The organism is Bradyrhizobium vignae (assembly GCF_900324035.1).
In the GTDB taxonomy this organism is placed as follows: domain Bacteria; phylum Pseudomonadota; class Alphaproteobacteria; order Rhizobiales; family Xanthobacteraceae; genus Bradyrhizobium; species Bradyrhizobium vignae.
On record NZ_LS398110.1, the window covers coordinates 4,800,614 to 4,816,563 of the forward strand.

At 64.3% G+C, this 15,950-nt stretch carries 19 protein-coding genes and 1 pseudogene; 2 read left to right on the forward strand and 18 right to left on the reverse strand.

Annotated elements, in window-relative coordinates:
- Positions 1-40: 40 nt before the first annotated feature.
- Positions 41-1,291, forward strand: coding sequence for a DUF763 domain-containing protein (locus tag BRAD3257_RS23455; protein WP_122403795.1), 1,251 nt, complete (start codon positions 41-43; stop codon positions 1,289-1,291).
- A gap of 34 nt (positions 1,292-1,325) precedes the next feature.
- On the opposite strand, the gene BRAD3257_RS23460 is transcribed toward BRAD3257_RS23455, so the two are convergent.
- From BRAD3257_RS23460 to BRAD3257_RS23505, 10 genes and pseudogenes are all read right to left on the reverse strand, one after another.
- Entirely contained in the window at positions 1,326-1,568 is a 243-nt protein-coding gene (locus BRAD3257_RS23460; protein WP_122403796.1) for a hypothetical protein, read from the reverse strand.
- A 39-nt stretch (positions 1,569-1,607) separates the two neighbouring features.
- Positions 1,608-1,871 carry a hypothetical protein gene (locus tag BRAD3257_RS23465; RefSeq protein WP_122403797.1) on the reverse strand — a complete coding sequence of 88 codons (264 nt, stop codon included), beginning with the start codon at positions 1,869-1,871 and terminating at the stop codon, positions 1,608-1,610.
- Between the two features lie 15 nt (positions 1,872-1,886).
- Complete coding sequence (locus BRAD3257_RS23470) at positions 1,887-2,114, reverse strand: hypothetical protein (protein ID WP_122403798.1); 228 nt, start codon at positions 2,112-2,114, stop codon at positions 1,887-1,889.
- Position 2,115: 1 nt separating this feature from the next.
- The gene (locus BRAD3257_RS23475; protein WP_122406730.1) at positions 2,116-2,316 is read right to left on the reverse strand and encodes a hypothetical protein; all 201 of its coding nucleotides are present in this window, start codon (positions 2,314-2,316) and stop codon (positions 2,116-2,118) included.
- Positions 2,317-2,330: 14 nt separating this feature from the next.
- Positions 2,331-2,516 (reverse strand): hypothetical protein, encoded by a 186-nt coding sequence (locus BRAD3257_RS23480; protein ID WP_122403799.1) that lies wholly within the window; start codon positions 2,514-2,516, stop codon positions 2,331-2,333.
- 36 nt (positions 2,517-2,552) lie between these two features.
- Positions 2,553-2,981, reverse strand: coding sequence for a CBS domain-containing protein (locus tag BRAD3257_RS23485; protein ID WP_122403800.1), 429 nt, complete (start codon positions 2,979-2,981; stop codon positions 2,553-2,555).
- 70 nt (positions 2,982-3,051) lie between these two features.
- Positions 3,052-3,513 (reverse strand): DUF2267 domain-containing protein, encoded by a 462-nt coding sequence (locus BRAD3257_RS23490; protein ID WP_122403801.1) that lies wholly within the window; start codon positions 3,511-3,513, stop codon positions 3,052-3,054.
- Positions 3,514-3,643: 130 nt separating this feature from the next.
- Positions 3,644-4,880: pseudogene (locus BRAD3257_RS23495) on the reverse strand (cytochrome P450).
- A gap of 104 nt (positions 4,881-4,984) precedes the next feature.
- Complete coding sequence (locus tag BRAD3257_RS23500) at positions 4,985-5,308, reverse strand: hypothetical protein (protein ID WP_122403802.1); 324 nt, start codon at positions 5,306-5,308, stop codon at positions 4,985-4,987.
- A gap of 94 nt (positions 5,309-5,402) precedes the next feature.
- Positions 5,403-6,176 carry a ferredoxin--NADP reductase gene (locus BRAD3257_RS23505; protein WP_122403803.1) on the reverse strand — a complete coding sequence of 258 codons (774 nt, stop codon included), beginning with the start codon at positions 6,174-6,176 and terminating at the stop codon, positions 5,403-5,405.
- A 157-nt stretch (positions 6,177-6,333) separates the two neighbouring features.
- On the opposite strand from BRAD3257_RS23505, the gene BRAD3257_RS23510 reads away from it, so the two are divergent.
- The gene (locus BRAD3257_RS23510) at positions 6,334-7,530 is read left to right on the forward strand and encodes an amidohydrolase family protein (protein WP_122403804.1); all 1,197 of its coding nucleotides are present in this window, start codon (positions 6,334-6,336) and stop codon (positions 7,528-7,530) included.
- Positions 7,531-7,644: 114 nt separating this feature from the next.
- On the opposite strand, the gene BRAD3257_RS23515 is transcribed toward BRAD3257_RS23510, so the two are convergent.
- The 8 genes from BRAD3257_RS23515 to BRAD3257_RS23550 form a co-directional block, all read right to left on the reverse strand.
- The gene (locus BRAD3257_RS23515; RefSeq protein ID WP_122403805.1) at positions 7,645-8,100 is read right to left on the reverse strand and encodes a MarR family winged helix-turn-helix transcriptional regulator; all 456 of its coding nucleotides are present in this window, start codon (positions 8,098-8,100) and stop codon (positions 7,645-7,647) included.
- 24 nt (positions 8,101-8,124) lie between these two features.
- A complete protein-coding gene (locus tag BRAD3257_RS23520; RefSeq protein WP_027571698.1) occupies positions 8,125-8,829 on the reverse strand; it encodes an ABC transporter ATP-binding protein in 705 nt (234 codons plus the stop codon).
- Positions 8,826-9,617, reverse strand: coding sequence for an ABC transporter ATP-binding protein (locus BRAD3257_RS23525; protein ID WP_122403806.1), 792 nt, complete (start codon positions 9,615-9,617; stop codon positions 8,826-8,828). The genes BRAD3257_RS23520 and BRAD3257_RS23525 overlap by 4 nt, the downstream gene beginning before the upstream one ends.
- Positions 9,614-11,503 carry an ABC transporter permease gene (locus BRAD3257_RS23530; RefSeq protein WP_122403807.1) on the reverse strand — a complete coding sequence of 630 codons (1,890 nt, stop codon included), beginning with the start codon at positions 11,501-11,503 and terminating at the stop codon, positions 9,614-9,616. The genes BRAD3257_RS23525 and BRAD3257_RS23530 overlap by 4 nt, the downstream gene beginning before the upstream one ends.
- A gap of 196 nt (positions 11,504-11,699) precedes the next feature.
- Complete coding sequence (locus BRAD3257_RS23535; protein ID WP_122403808.1) at positions 11,700-12,902, reverse strand: ABC transporter substrate-binding protein; 1,203 nt, start codon at positions 12,900-12,902, stop codon at positions 11,700-11,702.
- 31 nt (positions 12,903-12,933) lie between these two features.
- Positions 12,934-13,518: an amino acid synthesis family protein gene (locus BRAD3257_RS23540; protein ID WP_024338309.1), complete on the reverse strand. Its 585-nt coding sequence runs from the start codon at positions 13,516-13,518 to the stop codon at positions 12,934-12,936.
- Between the two features lie 15 nt (positions 13,519-13,533).
- Positions 13,534-14,430 carry a UPF0280 family protein gene (locus BRAD3257_RS23545; RefSeq protein WP_122403809.1) on the reverse strand — a complete coding sequence of 299 codons (897 nt, stop codon included), beginning with the start codon at positions 14,428-14,430 and terminating at the stop codon, positions 13,534-13,536.
- The gene (locus BRAD3257_RS23550) at positions 14,427-15,884 is read right to left on the reverse strand and encodes a 6-hydroxynicotinate reductase (protein ID WP_174221639.1); all 1,458 of its coding nucleotides are present in this window, start codon (positions 15,882-15,884) and stop codon (positions 14,427-14,429) included. The genes BRAD3257_RS23545 and BRAD3257_RS23550 overlap by 4 nt, the downstream gene beginning before the upstream one ends.
- Positions 15,885-15,950: the final 66 nt, after the last annotated feature.

A 15,950-nucleotide genomic window follows, 5' to 3' on the forward strand; every position in this document is an offset into this window, starting at 1 on the left:
CTGGTGCAACCGTCGCCGGAATGCGCTAGCTTGGCTACCCATGACTCGACGCACCGGCAGCGCTGATCTTCCTCTTCACACCGGACGAGTTCCGCCGTGGCTGGCGAGCCGCATGTCCTCGCTGGGGGCGATCGTCACCCAAGCGATCGTGCATCATTACGGCCGCGATGCGTTTCTCCAGCGCCTTTCGCATCCGTTCTGGTTCCAGTCGTTCGGCGCCGTGATGGGGATGGACTGGCACTCTTCCGGCATCACCACCTCCGTGATCGGCGCATTGAAGCGTGGGCTCGGACCGCTTCAGGACGAGCTCGGGATTTACGTCTGTGGCGGCCGAGGTCAGCATTCGCGCAAGACGCCGGATGAGCTGTTGCAACTCGGCGACCGCGTCGGATTCGACGGCATCAAGCTGACCCGTGCCAGCCGCCTGGTGGCCAAGGTCGACAGCGCCGCGGTCCAGGACGGCTTTGACCTTTACCTCCACGGCTTCTTCGTTACCGCCGACGGCAAATGGACGGTGGTGCAGCAGGGCATGAATGGCGACAAGCGGCAGGCGCGACGCTATCACTGGCATTCCGAGGCGCTGAAGAGCTTTGTCGATACGCCGCACAGCGCAATTGACGGGCCGCAGCAGGGGGAGATCGTCAATCTCACCGATCATCGCGCCGATATTTCCCGGGCGGCGCAGGTCGAGCTGCTCTCCGATCTCGGCCCCGACCGCATCATCTCCGAATTCGAACGGCTCATGGAGGCCGAGTCCACGCCGGCACAAGGCACGCTGCCGCACCTGATCATGCCCGCACATCACGACGTCCGTCCCAAGGACGTGTTCGCGCGCCGCCTGCACGGCACGCTCGCCGCCGCGGCCGAGCGTGGCCCGGTCGATTTTCCGGAGCTGCTGCTGACGCCTGGCGTCGGAGCGCGCACCGTGCGCTCGCTCGCGATGGTCGCGGAGGTCGTGCACGGCGCGCCCTATCGCTTCGGAGACCCCGCGCGCTTCTCGCTCGCCCATGGCGGCAAGGACCGACATCCCTACCCCGTTCCGATCAAGGTCTATGACGAGACCATTCGGGTGCTGAAGGGCGCGATCCAGAACGCGAAGCTCGGACGCGAGGAGGAGATGCAGGCGATCAAGCGCCTCGACGATCAGGCGCGACGGCTGGAGCGCACCGCACAGGGCCCTTCGGTTGCGGATTTCATCGCGGGTGAACGTGCGGCCTCACCGGATCTGGACGGCCGCTCGGTGTTCGGCTGGGAGCGCGATCTTATGCCCACAAAAAAGCGGACCGGCTGAACACCGGTCCGCAAGTTGGCGGGAGGAACCCCTCTCAGGTCTCGTCGGTCTCCGGCTCCTCCTCGAGCCGATTGGCCGCGTGATCCTGATACTGCTCGGTCTGGATGAACTTGCTGTCCATGCCACGAATATCCGAATGCTGGGCCTTGTCGCGGTTGGACAGGACCATGTTGTCGCCGATCTTGTCCTTGGGGACTTCGGCCATGGCGCCAGTACCGTCGCCCTTGCCATGCATGCCGGATCTGAAATGCGTCTTGCTGCCATGCCCACCTGGCATTGGTCTCTCCTCTTCTTGCAGTGGTCGAGCTCTGAAGGCTCAGTGCTTCTGTTGCGCTGGCGTCGGCTTCGGCGGCTTATGGCCGCGCTGACCGGGGTTGTTGTGCTTGTTGTGGTCGCTTTCCTGGTTGAGACCGCCGCGGCTCACCGCAAACTCGCTTTGACGCGCCTCCGGGTTGGTCCGATGAACGGGCGTGTCGCGGCGGTCATGACCGGCAGCCTGCTCGAGTTCTCGCGCATCGGGAATATCAGGCTTGCGCTCAAGGATGCGCACTTGCTGTTCATGGGTCTTCTTGCCCTGCATCGTGGGCCTCCAATCTTACCGTCCCCTTCGGGGCGAACCACTCCGCGCGACATCCTTGTCGATACCGCCACCGATGTTCACGTCGTTCTCGACGTCGCCTTCGATGGTGTTCTCGCCAAAGGTGTCCTCGAGATCGTCAGACGAGATGCCTGCCATCTTCGTCCCCTTCGATCCGCCGATCAGGGGATTGTCGCGCATGTCCTTTTCAGTCGGCGCGTACAGCTTGGGTTGCTTGTTGGTCATGTCACCTGCCTCCGCCCTTTCCGGCCTCATCGTGCCTATGATGGGAATCGCGCTCTCCCCCACCGCCGGAAATCCGGCTGTGGCTGCGCTGCGGATCATCCGCCGGCGGCTTCTTCACCTCCAGTGGCGACTTGGCGTTCTCATGCGACGCGCCGGGTCCGCCCTGGCGAATGCTGTTTGGTGTCTTGGTGGATGTCGACATGAATGTCATCCTCCTCAACGATCTTGCTGATAGCCTTGATTGGTCGTGTTCTGCTTGATGTTGCCTTGCTGTCCCTGCTGGTCCGGATTCTGCACACGCCGCTGGCCGTGCGGCGTCTGGTCTGAGCGGACCTGCTTGCTGTCACCAGTTCCCTTGGGGCTCTGGTTGGCATCTGGGACGGGTGGCATCTTGCTGGCCATGGGACCTCCTCGTGGGAAAGCGACGCCGTGGCGCCGTCAGTGCCGCTCCCGCGCAGCGGGTGCGGAGATGTCCTTCAACGCGTCTTGCGCGCACTCGTCATCTGTCCTGCTGATGTCTGCGAGTGCAACGACACCGACCAGGCGCTTCTGGCGGTTGATCACCGGGAGACGCCGGATCTGGTGCGTGGCCATGACCTGCGAAGCGCCTTCGACATCGTCGTCTTCGAAGCAATAACAGACGCCCTCGGACATTACTTCGCGCACGGACGTGTTGCCCGGCGCGCGTTCCTCCGCCACCGCGCGCGTGACGATGTCCCTGTCCGTGATCATGCCGATGAGGCGATCGTTCTCGCCCACCGGCAAGGCTCCGACATCGTCGTCGCGCATCCAGCGGGAGGCTTCCCGTATGGTCATGTTGGGATCGGCAATGTGGACGGATGATGTCATGATCTCGTGAACTTGCATGCTGGATCTCCGGTCATCTTTCGGGGTATCCGTCTGCTAACGCCGGCCTCGTGGGGAGGTTTCTGTCGGCCTAGTGCGACATACTCCTCTGATCCGTCGTGCCGGGTTCCGCGCTCCAGATCGCCCGCACGTCCTCCGGCAAAGCTTCCCTGACCTTTTCGATCTGGCCCGCGGTCAAGTGCCGGGAGAGAACATTGAACACCGCACGTGCGGCATCCTCCGTATCGACCGGTCGCCCGAACTTCAGTTTCTCCGCGATCAGCTGAAGAAACTCTTCCAGCGATCGCACCCGGCTCGGCATCGCCGATGGCCGGAACTGATCATAGTACGCGCCGCGGACCAGCAGCGGCAGCTGTGATCCCAGATGCGCCGCAAGCTCCACCGGCAGGCGATCACGTATCGCGTGCAGCACGGCCGTCGTTACGCGCCACGACTGCTGATCGTCCAAACCGATTTGCTCGCTGATCTCGTTGAGCCAGAGATGCGTCGTCTGCGCCGTCTTGTCGAACACCGGAATCGCACTGGAACTCATTGTAAACCTCCGCTTCCGGATTTCGAGGTTTGGATCACAACAGGTGCGATCACGCACCGTTCCTGGCCGAGGCGCAAACTTCAGATGAAATTTGCACTCGGAACGAGCGCGATTCCGGAGTTGCGGCTCGTCAAGCGGCCCGCTGGGCGGACATCGCCGTCATAGCGTCGTCCAGAACCGGAAGCTTCTCGATCGCGCGAAGTCCCGGCCTGCGACGCCACCGAATTTGCGAAGGCTCGACAGCGAGCCGGAGTTTCGGCCAACGCGCGAACAGCGCTTCCAGCGCGCAGGCCGCCTCGATGCGCGCGAGCTGATGGCCGAGGCAGAAATGGATACCCGTGCCGAACGAGATATGGCGGTTCGGCTTACGTTCGAGATCGAGGCTCTCGGGACGATCATGCATCGCCGGATCCATGTTCGCGGCGGCGAGCATCACCATGACGCGGTCGCCCTTCTTCAGGCGCACGCCTTCGACCTCGACGTCGCGCCGCACATAGCGCGGCTTGGAGAATTGCACCGGCGAGACGAAGCGCAGGAACTCCTCGACCGCAAGCCCGACGCGACTCCAGTCCTGTTCCAGCCAGTCGCGCAGCTCGGAATTCCTCAGCAGCTCGTAGACGGAACCGCTGATGAGATGCGTTGTGGTTTCCGATCCCGCCGCGAGCAACAGAAACACCATCGAGACCATTTCATCTGGCGTGATCTGGCCGCCTTCGCGCTCGACCTGGATCAGCTCGGCAATCAGGCCCTCGCCGCCCTGCACGCGCGCGATCTGCAACTGCTGCTCGAGGTAGCCGCGCATCCTGCGGAACGCGAACAGCAAGCGGAAGAAGCTGAGGACATTCGTCAGCGAGGACATCGCGTTCGCCCAGGCGATGAACTTTGGACGATCGGCCAGCGGCAAACCCAGCAGCTCCGAGATAACGGCGAGCGGCAGGATTCGCGCATAGCGCTGGACGAGATCGGCCGGTCGCTCCTTCGCGAATAGCCGATCGGCGAGACCGTCGGCGATGGCGCGAATTCGCGGCTCCATCGCGACGATCGCGCGGCGGCGAAAAGCTTCATCCACAGCTACGCAGCCGCGTGTGATCCGGCTCGTCCATCGTCAGCATGTTGTTGGCGATGGTCCTGACGTATCTCGGCATCCACCAGCGCAAACCCGCGACGTCGCCATCCTCCTTGCGCAGCGTGAAGGTCGCGCTGTCCTTCAGGACCTGCGCGGTGGCGTCATGTGTCGTGGTAATCCAGACATCGCCAATGAGAGGAAATCGTGTCGCGACCACGGGGCCGGACATGCGTAGTGTCGCAATCACCTTGGGCGGATCGCGAAAGAAGGCCTCGCTGGTGAAATCGAGGCGCACGACCATGGCATCACCGGACTAATTGCTGCGATCTCACCCAGATGGCGGGTGGCTCGGCCGGAGCAAGGGGACATACCTGCGTCCCTACGGCGCAGATGCCGAGAAACCGGTTAACCCCGCCCGGGTGAACGCTGCCCGCTTTTGCGCTGTTGCTGCGTGTAGGCGTCCCAATGGCTCCAGCTGCCATTGCTGAGGCTTTGCAGATCGGTTGCGAGCGGACGGCGCGTGCGCTTGTCGTGATCGGCGATCGCGCGCTCCGACTGCGCGATCTTCCGCTTGAGCTCCGCGATCGACTTCTGGGTCTGTCCATTCCGCTTCGACGAGGCGATCTCCCCCATCGTGAAGCGCGCGGTCTCCAGCGCCTTCAACTCGGCGCGATTCTTCTTCAACTGAACCCGGTGCCAGGCGATATTGCTGTCGCTGTCCGCAACCATGTGGGAACTCCGCTGATTCGCTCCCACATAGTATCAAGCGCCGAATCGGCGCCGCAACGCCCGCCAGAGGGCGAAAATGCGGTCTCTTTCGGGCTTAGCGCTCGGCGAAAGCCTTTTCGACCACGAACTGAGCGGGCTCGCCGTGGTTGCCTTCGACAAAGCCGCGCTCGGTCAGGAGCACGCGGGTGTCCGCGACCAGCGCCGGGCTGCCGCAGATCATGACGCGGTCCCGGGCGGCTTCCAGCGCCGGCAGGCCGATATCGGTGAACAGCTTGCCTGACGTGATGAGGTCGGTGATGCGGCCGCGGTTGCGGAAGGGATCGCGCGTCACGGTCGGATAGTAGATCAGCTGATTGCGGATGTACTCGCCGAGCAGCTCGTCCTTCGGCAAATGCTCGGTGATCATCTCGCCATAGGCGAGCTCCTTCACGTGCCGGCAGCCGTGCAGCAGCACGACCTTTTCGAAGCGCTCGTAGGTCTCGGGGTCCTTGATCACGCTCAGGAACGGCGCGAGACCAGTGCCGGTGCCGATGAGATAGAGGTTGCGTCCCTCTTCCAGGTTGTCGATCACCAGCGTGCCGGTGGCCTTGCGGCTGACGATGATCTCGTCGCCTTCTTTCAGGTGCTGGAGGCGCGAGGTCAGCGGACCGTCCGGCACCTTGATCGAGAAGAACTCCAGCGTGTCCTCGTAATTGGCGCTGGCGACGCTGTAGGCCCGCAGCAGCGGCTTCTCGCCGACCTTGAGCCCTATCATGGTGAACTCGCCGTTGCGGAAGCGGAAGGTCGGGCTGCGGGTGGTCTTGAAGGAGAACAGCGTATCGGTCCAGTGGTGGACGCTCAAAACGCTTTCCTGATTGAAATTGCTCATCTCACCCTTCCGTTTCGCTTCTGTGCGGTTCCGAGGCGGCCAGCTATGCGTCGTTTGTACACGATCATTTGTATACTAATGAATAATCCGGCTTGATCCCGCGGTCAAGGCTGCCCAAGATCGGAAGCGTTGCAGCTAGGAATAAGGAGCCCTTTCCATGGCGCATGACGCACCCCAGGCCGCCGGACCCTCGAAGCTCGTGATCCGAAATATCGGCCTGATCCTGTCCGGCGCCTTGGAAAAGCCGATCCTGGACGGCGACACCATCGTCGCCGAGAATGGCAAGATCAGCGCGATCGGCCGCTTCAAGGACGTCAACACCGAAGGCGCGACCACCATCGTCGACGCTAACGGCACCACGGTGGCGCCTGGGCTGATCGACAGTCACGTTCACCCTGTCGCCGGTGACTGGACGCCGCGCCAGAACCAGATCAACTGGATCGACAGTTACCTCCATGGCGGCGTCACCACCATGATCTCCGCCGGCGAAGTCCACATGCCCGGCCGTCCCCGCGACGTCGTCGGCCTCAAGGCCATGGCCGTGTTCGCCCAGCGCGCGTTCTGGACCCTGCGTCCCGGCGGCGTGAAGGTTCACGCCGGCGCGCCGGTGATCGAATGCGAGATGGTCGAGGAAGACTTCAAGGAGATGGCCGCCAACGGCGTCAAGCTGCTCGGCGAGGTCGGCCTCGGTGGCGTGAAGGACGGCCCGACCGCACGAAAAATGGTCGGTTGGGCGCGCAAATACGGCATCCAGAGCACGATCCACACCGGCGGCCCCTCGATCCCTGGCTCCGGCCTGATCGACAAGGACGTGGTGCTGGAGGCCGACACCGACGTGGTCGGCCACATCAATGGCGGCCACACCGCCCTGCCTGATGACCAGATCCGCTGCATCTGCGAGGGCTGCAAGCGCGGCCTCGAACTGGTGCACAACGGCAATGAGCGCTCGGCCCTGTTCACGCTGCGCACCGCGCGCGAGATGGGCGACCTGCACCGCGTCATCCTCGGCACCGACGCCCCCGCCGGCTCCGGCGTGCAGCCGCTCGGCATCTTGCGCATGGTGTCGATGCTGTCCTCGCTCGGCGAGCTTCCGGCCGAGATCGCCTTTTGTCTCGCCACCGGCAACACCGCCCGGATGCGCGCGCTCGATTGCGGCCTCATTGAAGTCGGCCGTTCCGCCGACTTCGTCATCATGGACAAGGCGCAGCACTCGCCCGGCAAGAACATTCTGGAGAGCGTCCAGCTCGGCGACCTCCCCGGCATCGGTATGACCATCATCGACGGCATCGTGCGCACCCAGCGCAGCCGCAACACGCCGCCTGCCGGCAAGGTGCCGGAGGTGGTGGCGAAGTGACGGCACGTGCCGTCATTCCGGGGCACGCGTGAGCGCGAACCCGGAAATCTCGCGCAACAATCTCCGGATTCCGGGTTCACGCGCTCTGCGCGTGTCCCGGAATGACGGTGTCATTCACCTCAACTTATTGAGCAGCGCCATCAGCGTCTCGCGCTCCTTGGCGTCGAGCGGCGCCAGAGTTTCCCGCGTGATCGCCAGCGCATTCGGCGCCAACTTCTCCGCAAGCTGCAGTCCCGCGCGGGTCAGGCTGACCAGCAGGCGCCGTCCGTCATCGGGATCCTGGCTCGTCTCGGTCAGGCCGCGCGCGGTGAGACGATCGATCACGCCCTTGATGGTCGCGACGTCCATCGCCGTCAGGCGTCCGAGCTGATTCTGCGAGCACGGGCCGGTCTCGGCGAGCTTCGACAGTGCTGCCCATTGCGTCGGCGTGAGGTTGGTGCCGATGTCGCGGGCGAAGATCGAGCTGTGACGCTGCCAGACCTGGCGCAGGATGAAGCCGACCTGCTCGTCGAGCACGTAAGGCGGTTTCGACGGTTTGACGTTCTTCTTCGCCGCCACGCTTCTCGCCATCCGTTCGCAGCCCTTCCCCTTGCCTCACAACGACAGATGCGCGTCGCGGATATCCGGACGCGCGTCGAGCTCGGCCATGGTGCCGCCGAAGCAGATGCGGCCGCGCTCGATGATGTAGGCGCGGTCCGAAATCAGTCGCGCGAAATGCAGATTCTGCTCGGAGACGACGATGCTGACGCCCTCCTTCTTCATGGTCAGGATGGCATCGACCATCTGCTCCACGATCTTCGGCGACAGGCCTTCCGACGGCTCGTCCAGCAGCACCAGCGAGGGATTGCCCATCAGCGTGCGCGCGATCGTCAGCATCTGCTGCTCGCCGCCACTCATGCGCCCGCCCGGGCGGTTCTTCATCTCGCCGAGATTTGGAAACAGCGCGAACAGTTTTTCGCGCGTCCAGTGCGGCGCGTTCGGCCGCTTCGGCTGGCGGCCGACTTCGAGGTTTTCCTCAACCGTGAGGTCGGTGAAGATGCGCCGCTCCTCCGGCACGTAGCCGAGGCCTTCGCGCACGATCTCATGGGTCGGCTTCGCCGAGACGTCCTTGCCTTCGAACATGATGCGGCCGGAGCGCTGCGCCACGAGGCCGACGATCGAGCGGAACGTCGTCGACTTGCCGGCGCCGTTACGTCCCAGCAGCGCCACCACCTCGCCCTCCCCGACCTCGAAGCCGATGTCGAACAGGATGTGCGCCGGGCCGTAGTGGCTGTTGAGGTCCTGCACAGTGAGCTTCATGTCGAGGCTCCCTCGCGATGGCGGGCATCGTAGACCAGGCCTTCGCCGAGATAGACCGCCTGCACCTGCGGATTGCCGCGCACCTCGGCCGGCGAGCCCTCGGCGATCAACGTGCCGCGGTTGAGCACGATGATACGGTCGGCATGCTCGAACACCACGTCCATGTCGTGCTCGGTGAAGAGCACGCCGATCGATTTTTCGCGCGCGATGCGCGCGGTCAGCCGCATCAGATCGACCCTCTCGCGCGGCGCCATGCCGGCGGTCGGCTCGTCCATCAGCAGCAATTTCGGCTGGTTGGCGAGCGCGACCGCAAGCTCGAGCCGCTTGAGGTCGCCATAGGCAAGCTCGCCGCAGGGACGGTCTGCGTAACCGCCCATGCCGACCAGTTCGAGCAGGCGGCCAGCCTCGCCGCGGTCGAACTTCGGCGCCGAGCCGAAGAGATTGAACAGCTGTTTCCCGTGCGAGATCAGCGCGACCTGCACGTTCTCGCGCACGGTCATCGTGGCGAAGGTCGCAGTGATCTGGAACGTGCGGCCGACCCCGAGCCGCCACACCTCACGCGGCTTCCGGCCTGTGATTTCCTCGCCGCGCAGGCGGACGTGCCCCGAGTCCGGTTTGTTCTGGCCGTTGAGCATGTCGAAGCAGGTGCTCTTGCCCGCGCCGTTCGGCCCGATCAGCGCCAGGATCTCGCCGGCCTGCAGCGAGAAGGACACACCGCGCACGGCATGGATGCCGCCATAGGATTTGGTCAGGCTTTCGACCGCGAGAAGTGGGGGTGCAACGCTCATTCGGCGGACTCGATCGGCTTGGCAAGCAAGGGGGATCCAGGCGGCGAGGACTTCCTGCGGCGCTGCGCCAGCATCTCCAGCATGCCGACGATGCCCTTGGGGAAGACGACGACGATCAGCATGATGAAGCCTCCGAGCACGAGCTTCGACAGATCGGTCTGGCTCACCAGCCAGATGTTCAAAGCCTTGTAGACGATCGCGCCGATCACCGCGCCAGACACCGTCTCGACGCCGCCGAGCAGCACCATGACCAGTGCATCGACCGACAGCGAGATACCGAGATTGTCGGGAAACACACTGCCCTTGAGGTAGGCGAACAACGCGCCGCCAATGCCGGCGGTCGTGCCCGCGATGACGAAGGCGGTCCACTGAATGCGCTTGGCATTGATGCCGATCGCCTCGCTGCGCAGAACCGAGTCGCGCGTGGCACGAAGCGCGTAGCCGAACGGCGAGAACACCATGGCCCGCAACGCGATCGTGACGAGCGCCGCGACGCCGAGCGCCAGCCAGTAGAAATGCGACGGGCTCGCCGCCCAGCTCGACGGCCAAAGGCCCAGAATGCCATTATCGCCGCCTGTTACGTTCACCCACTGGAACGCGATCGACCACACGATCTGCGCGAAAGCGAGCGTCAGCATCGCGAAATAGACGCCGGAGAGCTGCACCGCGAAGAAGCCGAACACCGCCGCGCCCAGACAGCCGAGCAACGGGCCGAGCAACAGGCACACGATCATCGGCAGCCCCGCCATCTTGGCGAGGAAGGCGATGCCATAGGCGCCGAGCCCGAAATAGGCTGCGTGACCGAACGACGCGAGCCCGCCGACCGACATCAGGAAGTGCAGGCTGACGGCAAAGATCACGAAGATCGCGATCTCCGACCCGACCGTCAGCGCGTAATTGCCGGCGAACAGCGGCAGCGTCGCCGCGATGGCCAGCGCTGCCAGCGAGGCGAGCCGCTCATTCGACGTCAGTGGCCGCCAGGGATTGACCGTGAGACCCGGCGTCTTGCGCGCCGCCGCCTCCGGTTTGCCGAACAGTCCCCAGGGACGCACGATCAGCACGACTGCCATCACCAGGAAGACCAGGATGATGGAGATCTTCGGGAAGATCAGGATGCCGAAGGCATTGAGTTCGGACACCAGCACCGCCGCAACGAAGGCGCCGACGATGCTGCCGAGGCCGCCGATCACGACGACGACGAAGACCTCGACGATGATGCGCAAATCCATGGCGTGATGCACGGCATCGCGCGGGATCTGGAGCGCACCGCCAAGAGCGGCGAGGAAGACGCCGACGGCAAACACTGATGTGAACAGCCACTTTTGATTGACACCGAGCGCGGCAACCATGTCGCGGTCCTGCGTCGCCGCGCGCACCAAGACGCCCCAGCGCGTGCGCTGGAACAAGAGCCAGAGGATGCCGAGCACCACGGGGCCAAGCACGATCAGGAACAGGTCGTAGCTCGGGATGTTCTGGCCGAAGAAGTCGATGGCGCCCTTGAACCCCGGCGCGCGGCGGCCGACGAGATCGTCGGGCCCCCAGATCAGCACGACGAGATCCTCGACCATCAAGGTCAGGCCGAAGGTCGCGAGCAGCTGGAACAGTTCAGGCGCATGATAGATGCGCCGGAGCAGCACCATCTCGACGATGACGCCGATCAGCGCCACGGCGAGCGCGGCCAGAACGATGCTCCCCCAGAAGCCGAACGCGCCCGACAGCCGCTCGGTCAGCGTGAAGGCGACGTAGGCGCCGATCATGTAGAAGGCGCCATGCGCGAAATTCACGATCCGCGTCACGCCGAAGATGATCGACAGGCCAGACGCCACCAGGAACAGCGACGCTGCGCTGGCGAGACCGGTCAGAAACTGTACGACGTAAAAGGCCATCGGCGGTCCGGGTTGGTGTTGCGTGCCGCGGCACGCGGGTCTTGGTTCACCTCTCCCCGCTTGCGGGGAGAGGTCGAATTGCGCGACGCGCAAACTCGGGTGAGGTGGAGTCTCCGCGAGTCCAGTCTGTCACCTCCCTCGCGGAGGCTCCCCCTCACCCCACCCTCTCCCCGCAAGCAGGTCGAGGGAGAAGAGATCAATCCTTCGGCCGCAGCTTCTCGATTTCGGCGTCGCTGGGGAGGTAGTCCGCACCCTTCTTGTAGGACGAATCCACCATCACGCCCTTGCCGTCCTTCAGCGCGGTCTTGCCGACGAAAGCGCCCAGCGTCGACTGGTGATCGATCTTGCGGAAGGTGATCTCGCCGAACGGCGAGCCCATCGACAGCCCTTCCGCCGCGGCGATCAGCTTCTCGGGATCGGTCGAGCCGGCCTTCGCGAGAATCGCGGCTGCCGACTTGATGGTCTGGTAGCCGACGATCGAGCCGAGACGCGGATAGTCGTTGTACTTGGCCTGGTAGGCCTTGAGGAACGCATCATGCTCGGGCGTCTTGATCGAGTACCAGGGATAGCCGGTGACGATCCAGCCTTCCGGCGTCTCGTCCTTGAGCGGATCGAGATATTCCGGCTCGCCGGTCAGGAAGGAGACGACCTCGCGCCCCTTGAACAGGCCGCGGGTGTTGCCTTCGCGCACGAGCTTGACGAGATCGGCGCCGAAGGTGACGTTGAGGATCGCTTCGGGATTGGCGGCGGCAACCGCCTGCACCACCGGGCCGGCGTCGATCTTGCCCTGCGGCGGCCATTGCTCGTCGACCCACTGGATGTCCGGGCGCTTCTCCGACATCAGCTTCTTGAACACGGCAACGGCCGACTGGCCATATTCATAGTTCGGCGCGATCGTCGCCCAGCGTTTCGCCGGCAGCTTGGCGGCCGCCTCGACCAACATCGCGGCCTGCATGTAGTTGGAGGGACGCAGGCGGAAGGTGTATTTGTTGCCCTTGGACCAGGTGATGGCGTCCGTCAGCGGCTCGGCCGCGAGGAAGAACACCTTCTTCTGGTTGGCGAAGTCCGAGACCGCAAGACCGATGTTCGACAGGAACGTGCCCGCGAGCATGGCAACGCCCTCGCTCGATACGAGCTCGTTGGCGGCGGTCTGCGCATCCGCCGGCTTGCCGCCATCATCCTTCGAAACGACGACGAGCTTCTTGCCATTGATGCCGCCCGCCGCGTTGACCTCTTCGACGGCAAGCTGCCAGCCCTTGCGATAGGGCTCGGTGAAGGCCGGCAACAGCGAATAGCTGTTGATCTCGCCGATCTTGATGTCCTGCGCCAGGGCCGAATGAGCCATGCCGCTCGTCAGAAGCGCGAAGGCGGCGCCGACGATAGTATTTCTTGCTCGCATCCCAACCTCCAGTTTGCACTCTTTACGTATCTTATCTCAAGCCGTCTTCGCCCTTGATCTCCGCAACCGTCAGTCCGCCGACGCGCGGCAGCGGACGGCCGCTGTCGGTGACGGCGACTGCGACCATGATCTCGTTGGCACGCGGCGCGTCATTGATCTGCACCTCCATGCCGTCGAAATGACTGCGCACGAAGGCCGCGTCCTTGTGACCGAGCGGAATGTCCAGCGTCGTGCCCGGCCCGCTGCGCTTCTTCGACGAGGGGATCAGAGCCGCGCCTTTGCCCAGCACTTTGCGCACCGGCGCGCCCATCTTGGGGTGGAGGATGGCGGCGGCATGCTCAAGCTCGCCGTTTTCGCCGACGGCCGCGGCCTTGCCGTAGCTCTGCGCCTTGGCGCCATCGATGCCGAGCGCGGCCACCGCGCGCTTCGACAAGAGCTCGCCCAGCTCCTCACCGATCGCAATCAGCGGCGAGAGATCCTCGACATATTTCCCGGCAAAGGGGTTTTCGATCACGGCAATCGCCGCCGCACGCCGGGTCGGCGGCGAGACCTGCCGTCCCATCTCCATCTGCGTCTCTTCGACGACGGTGACGATCTTGCGGATGATCGCGCTCATGTTTCGCTTCCCCGTTCAGGCACAGACCGCGCTCTCCAGCACAAGCGGGCGCGTTCGTTGCTCTTCTATATCCTTGGTTCCGATGACAAGCATATCACCACAGAGCCGCAGCACGGCACCCTCGATCAATCCGCGATCGAACAAATGCCGTGCACATTCCGCGCCAGATTCCAGCGCGGCGGCGATATCATTCGGCGACAATTCACCGACGTCGCGGGTGACAAGACGCCCGCCGAGATCGCTGTCGGGCTGAAGCTCGTTCGCGGGCTGCCGAACAATGGCCGGATGCCCGGGCAGATCGACCGCGTTGGCGATCACGGTCGCTGCCGCATCGGCCTGCGAAGCGGTTGCCGCCAGCACCGTCACCGCATCGGCAATGCCGAGCGAAAAGCTCCGGCCGTGGCGCCCGCTGGTCGCGACGCCCCGCACCGGGTCATCCGCATCGATCCTCATCGTCCGCATCACGCCGTCGCGGTCAGGCCGATCCATCAAGCCGACCGAAAAATGCTCACCGGCGCCGAGATGAAAAGCGATGTCGCCACCGTTGTTGACGTAAGCCCGATCCAACGTCGCAGCGTTCAGCATTGCGCTCAGAATCTCCTCCGCCACGCTGCCGGCAACGGCCGCCATCGGCGTGATGAAGCAATCAGCGGCATAGGGCGCCACCGCGGCGTGCATCCGCCGCGCCACAACGCCCGTCAGCGACGTCCGATCCTCAGCGGCGGACCGCAATTGCGGTAGCTCCGCGCAAAGCTCGTCGAGCAATCCGGTGAACCGCAGCGTCGCGGCCTCATAAGCCGCCCGCACCTCGTCCGTGCGTCCCCTCGCCTCCACGATCAGATCGATCGGACCATCCTGCAAATGCAGCCGCCGCCCATCAGACAGCAATGCGATTTGCGGGCGCCGTGTCATGCCCGTGGACCCGGAATCGGGTTCTGCCAGGACAGCTGGCGCACGTCCTCGCCGTTCTGCACTTCGGACAATGGCTTGACATAATCCATGTGCCCGCCGAGAGCGGCATAGTCCGTCAGCTTCATCGTGAACTCGATCGGTGCAACCAGCGCCGGCGTCGGCACATAGCCGAACGCGCCGGAAGGCATCTGCGTCACATCGACCATGTAGGTGATGCCGCCGCCGGGCCAGACATAAACCGGCGCGCCGCCGCTGGTGACGCGCGTCAGCGCATCCTTCACCGAACGCGTCAGCCGCACCGGGTTGTCGGTGACGCCGGCGCGCAGCGAGCCGCCGGCGCCGGCCATGAACAGCACCGTGCACAGCGCCGGCTCGCAATTTTCCTGGATGCGCTCGACCGAGAATTTCAAATCGGCCGGCATTTCAGTCTCGACCGGCTTCAAGGCCTCGTCGAGCACGTAATAGGACGAATGCTCCCCGGTCGTGGAGACCATCAGCATGGTCAGCCCGGGCTTTGCTTCCTTGGCATCGAACGGCCCGAGGATCGACAAGGGATCAGAGATGTTGGTGCCGCCCCAGCCCGTGCCGGGATCGGCGACCTGGAAATAGCGGCCGGGCGTCGAGCGCCGCCCCTTCATCTTGATGCCGGTGTCGGGGATGTCGAGCAGCTTGCCGGCCTGGTGCTCGCTGAGGACGCCGGTGATGTGGTCGTCGACCACGACGACCTCGTCGACCTTGCCGTGCCACTGTTTTGCGAACATGCCGATCGTCGCCGAGCCGCAGCCGACGCGCATGCGCTCTTCCTTGACGCCGTTGACGATCGGCGGTTGCCCGGCCTGCACCACCACGGTCGCGCCGCCGTCGATGGTCAGCTCCACCGCCTTGCAATTGGCGAGATCCATCAGCGTGTCGCAGGTGACCCGCCCCTCCTTCTTGGAGCCGCCGGTCAGATGATGCACGCCGCCGAGCGACAGCATCTGCGAGCCGTATTCGCTGGTGGTGACATGGCCGACCGCCTCGCCCTGCGCGCGGACAGTCGCGGTCTCCGGCCCGAGATACCGGTCGGTGTCGATCTTCACCTTGATGCCGCAATAGGAGAAGATGCCTTCGGTGACGACGGTCACCATGTCGACGCCATCGACCTCCGCGGAGACGATGAACGGCGCCGGCTTGTAGTCGGGATAGGTCGTGCCCGCGCCGATCGCCGTCACAAAAGTCGAGGGCTCGTGGACGATCTTGCCGTCCCAGTCTTCCGTGCGACTGAACGGAACCAGCTTGCCGCCATGCGAGACGGTGCGTTCCAGGATCACGTGAGGATCGACCCGGACAAGCTTGCCGTCGTGATTGGCATAGCGGTCACAGGCGCCCGCCGCGCCCGGTTTGATGTAGCACATCACCGGACAAGCATCGCAGCGGATCTTGTCGATGACGGCGCTCGTCGTTTCAGTCACCATGTCAGAGCCGGCGGACACTGCAGTTATCATTCGTATACGAACGATGTTGCGCGCGGTCCCCCGGGC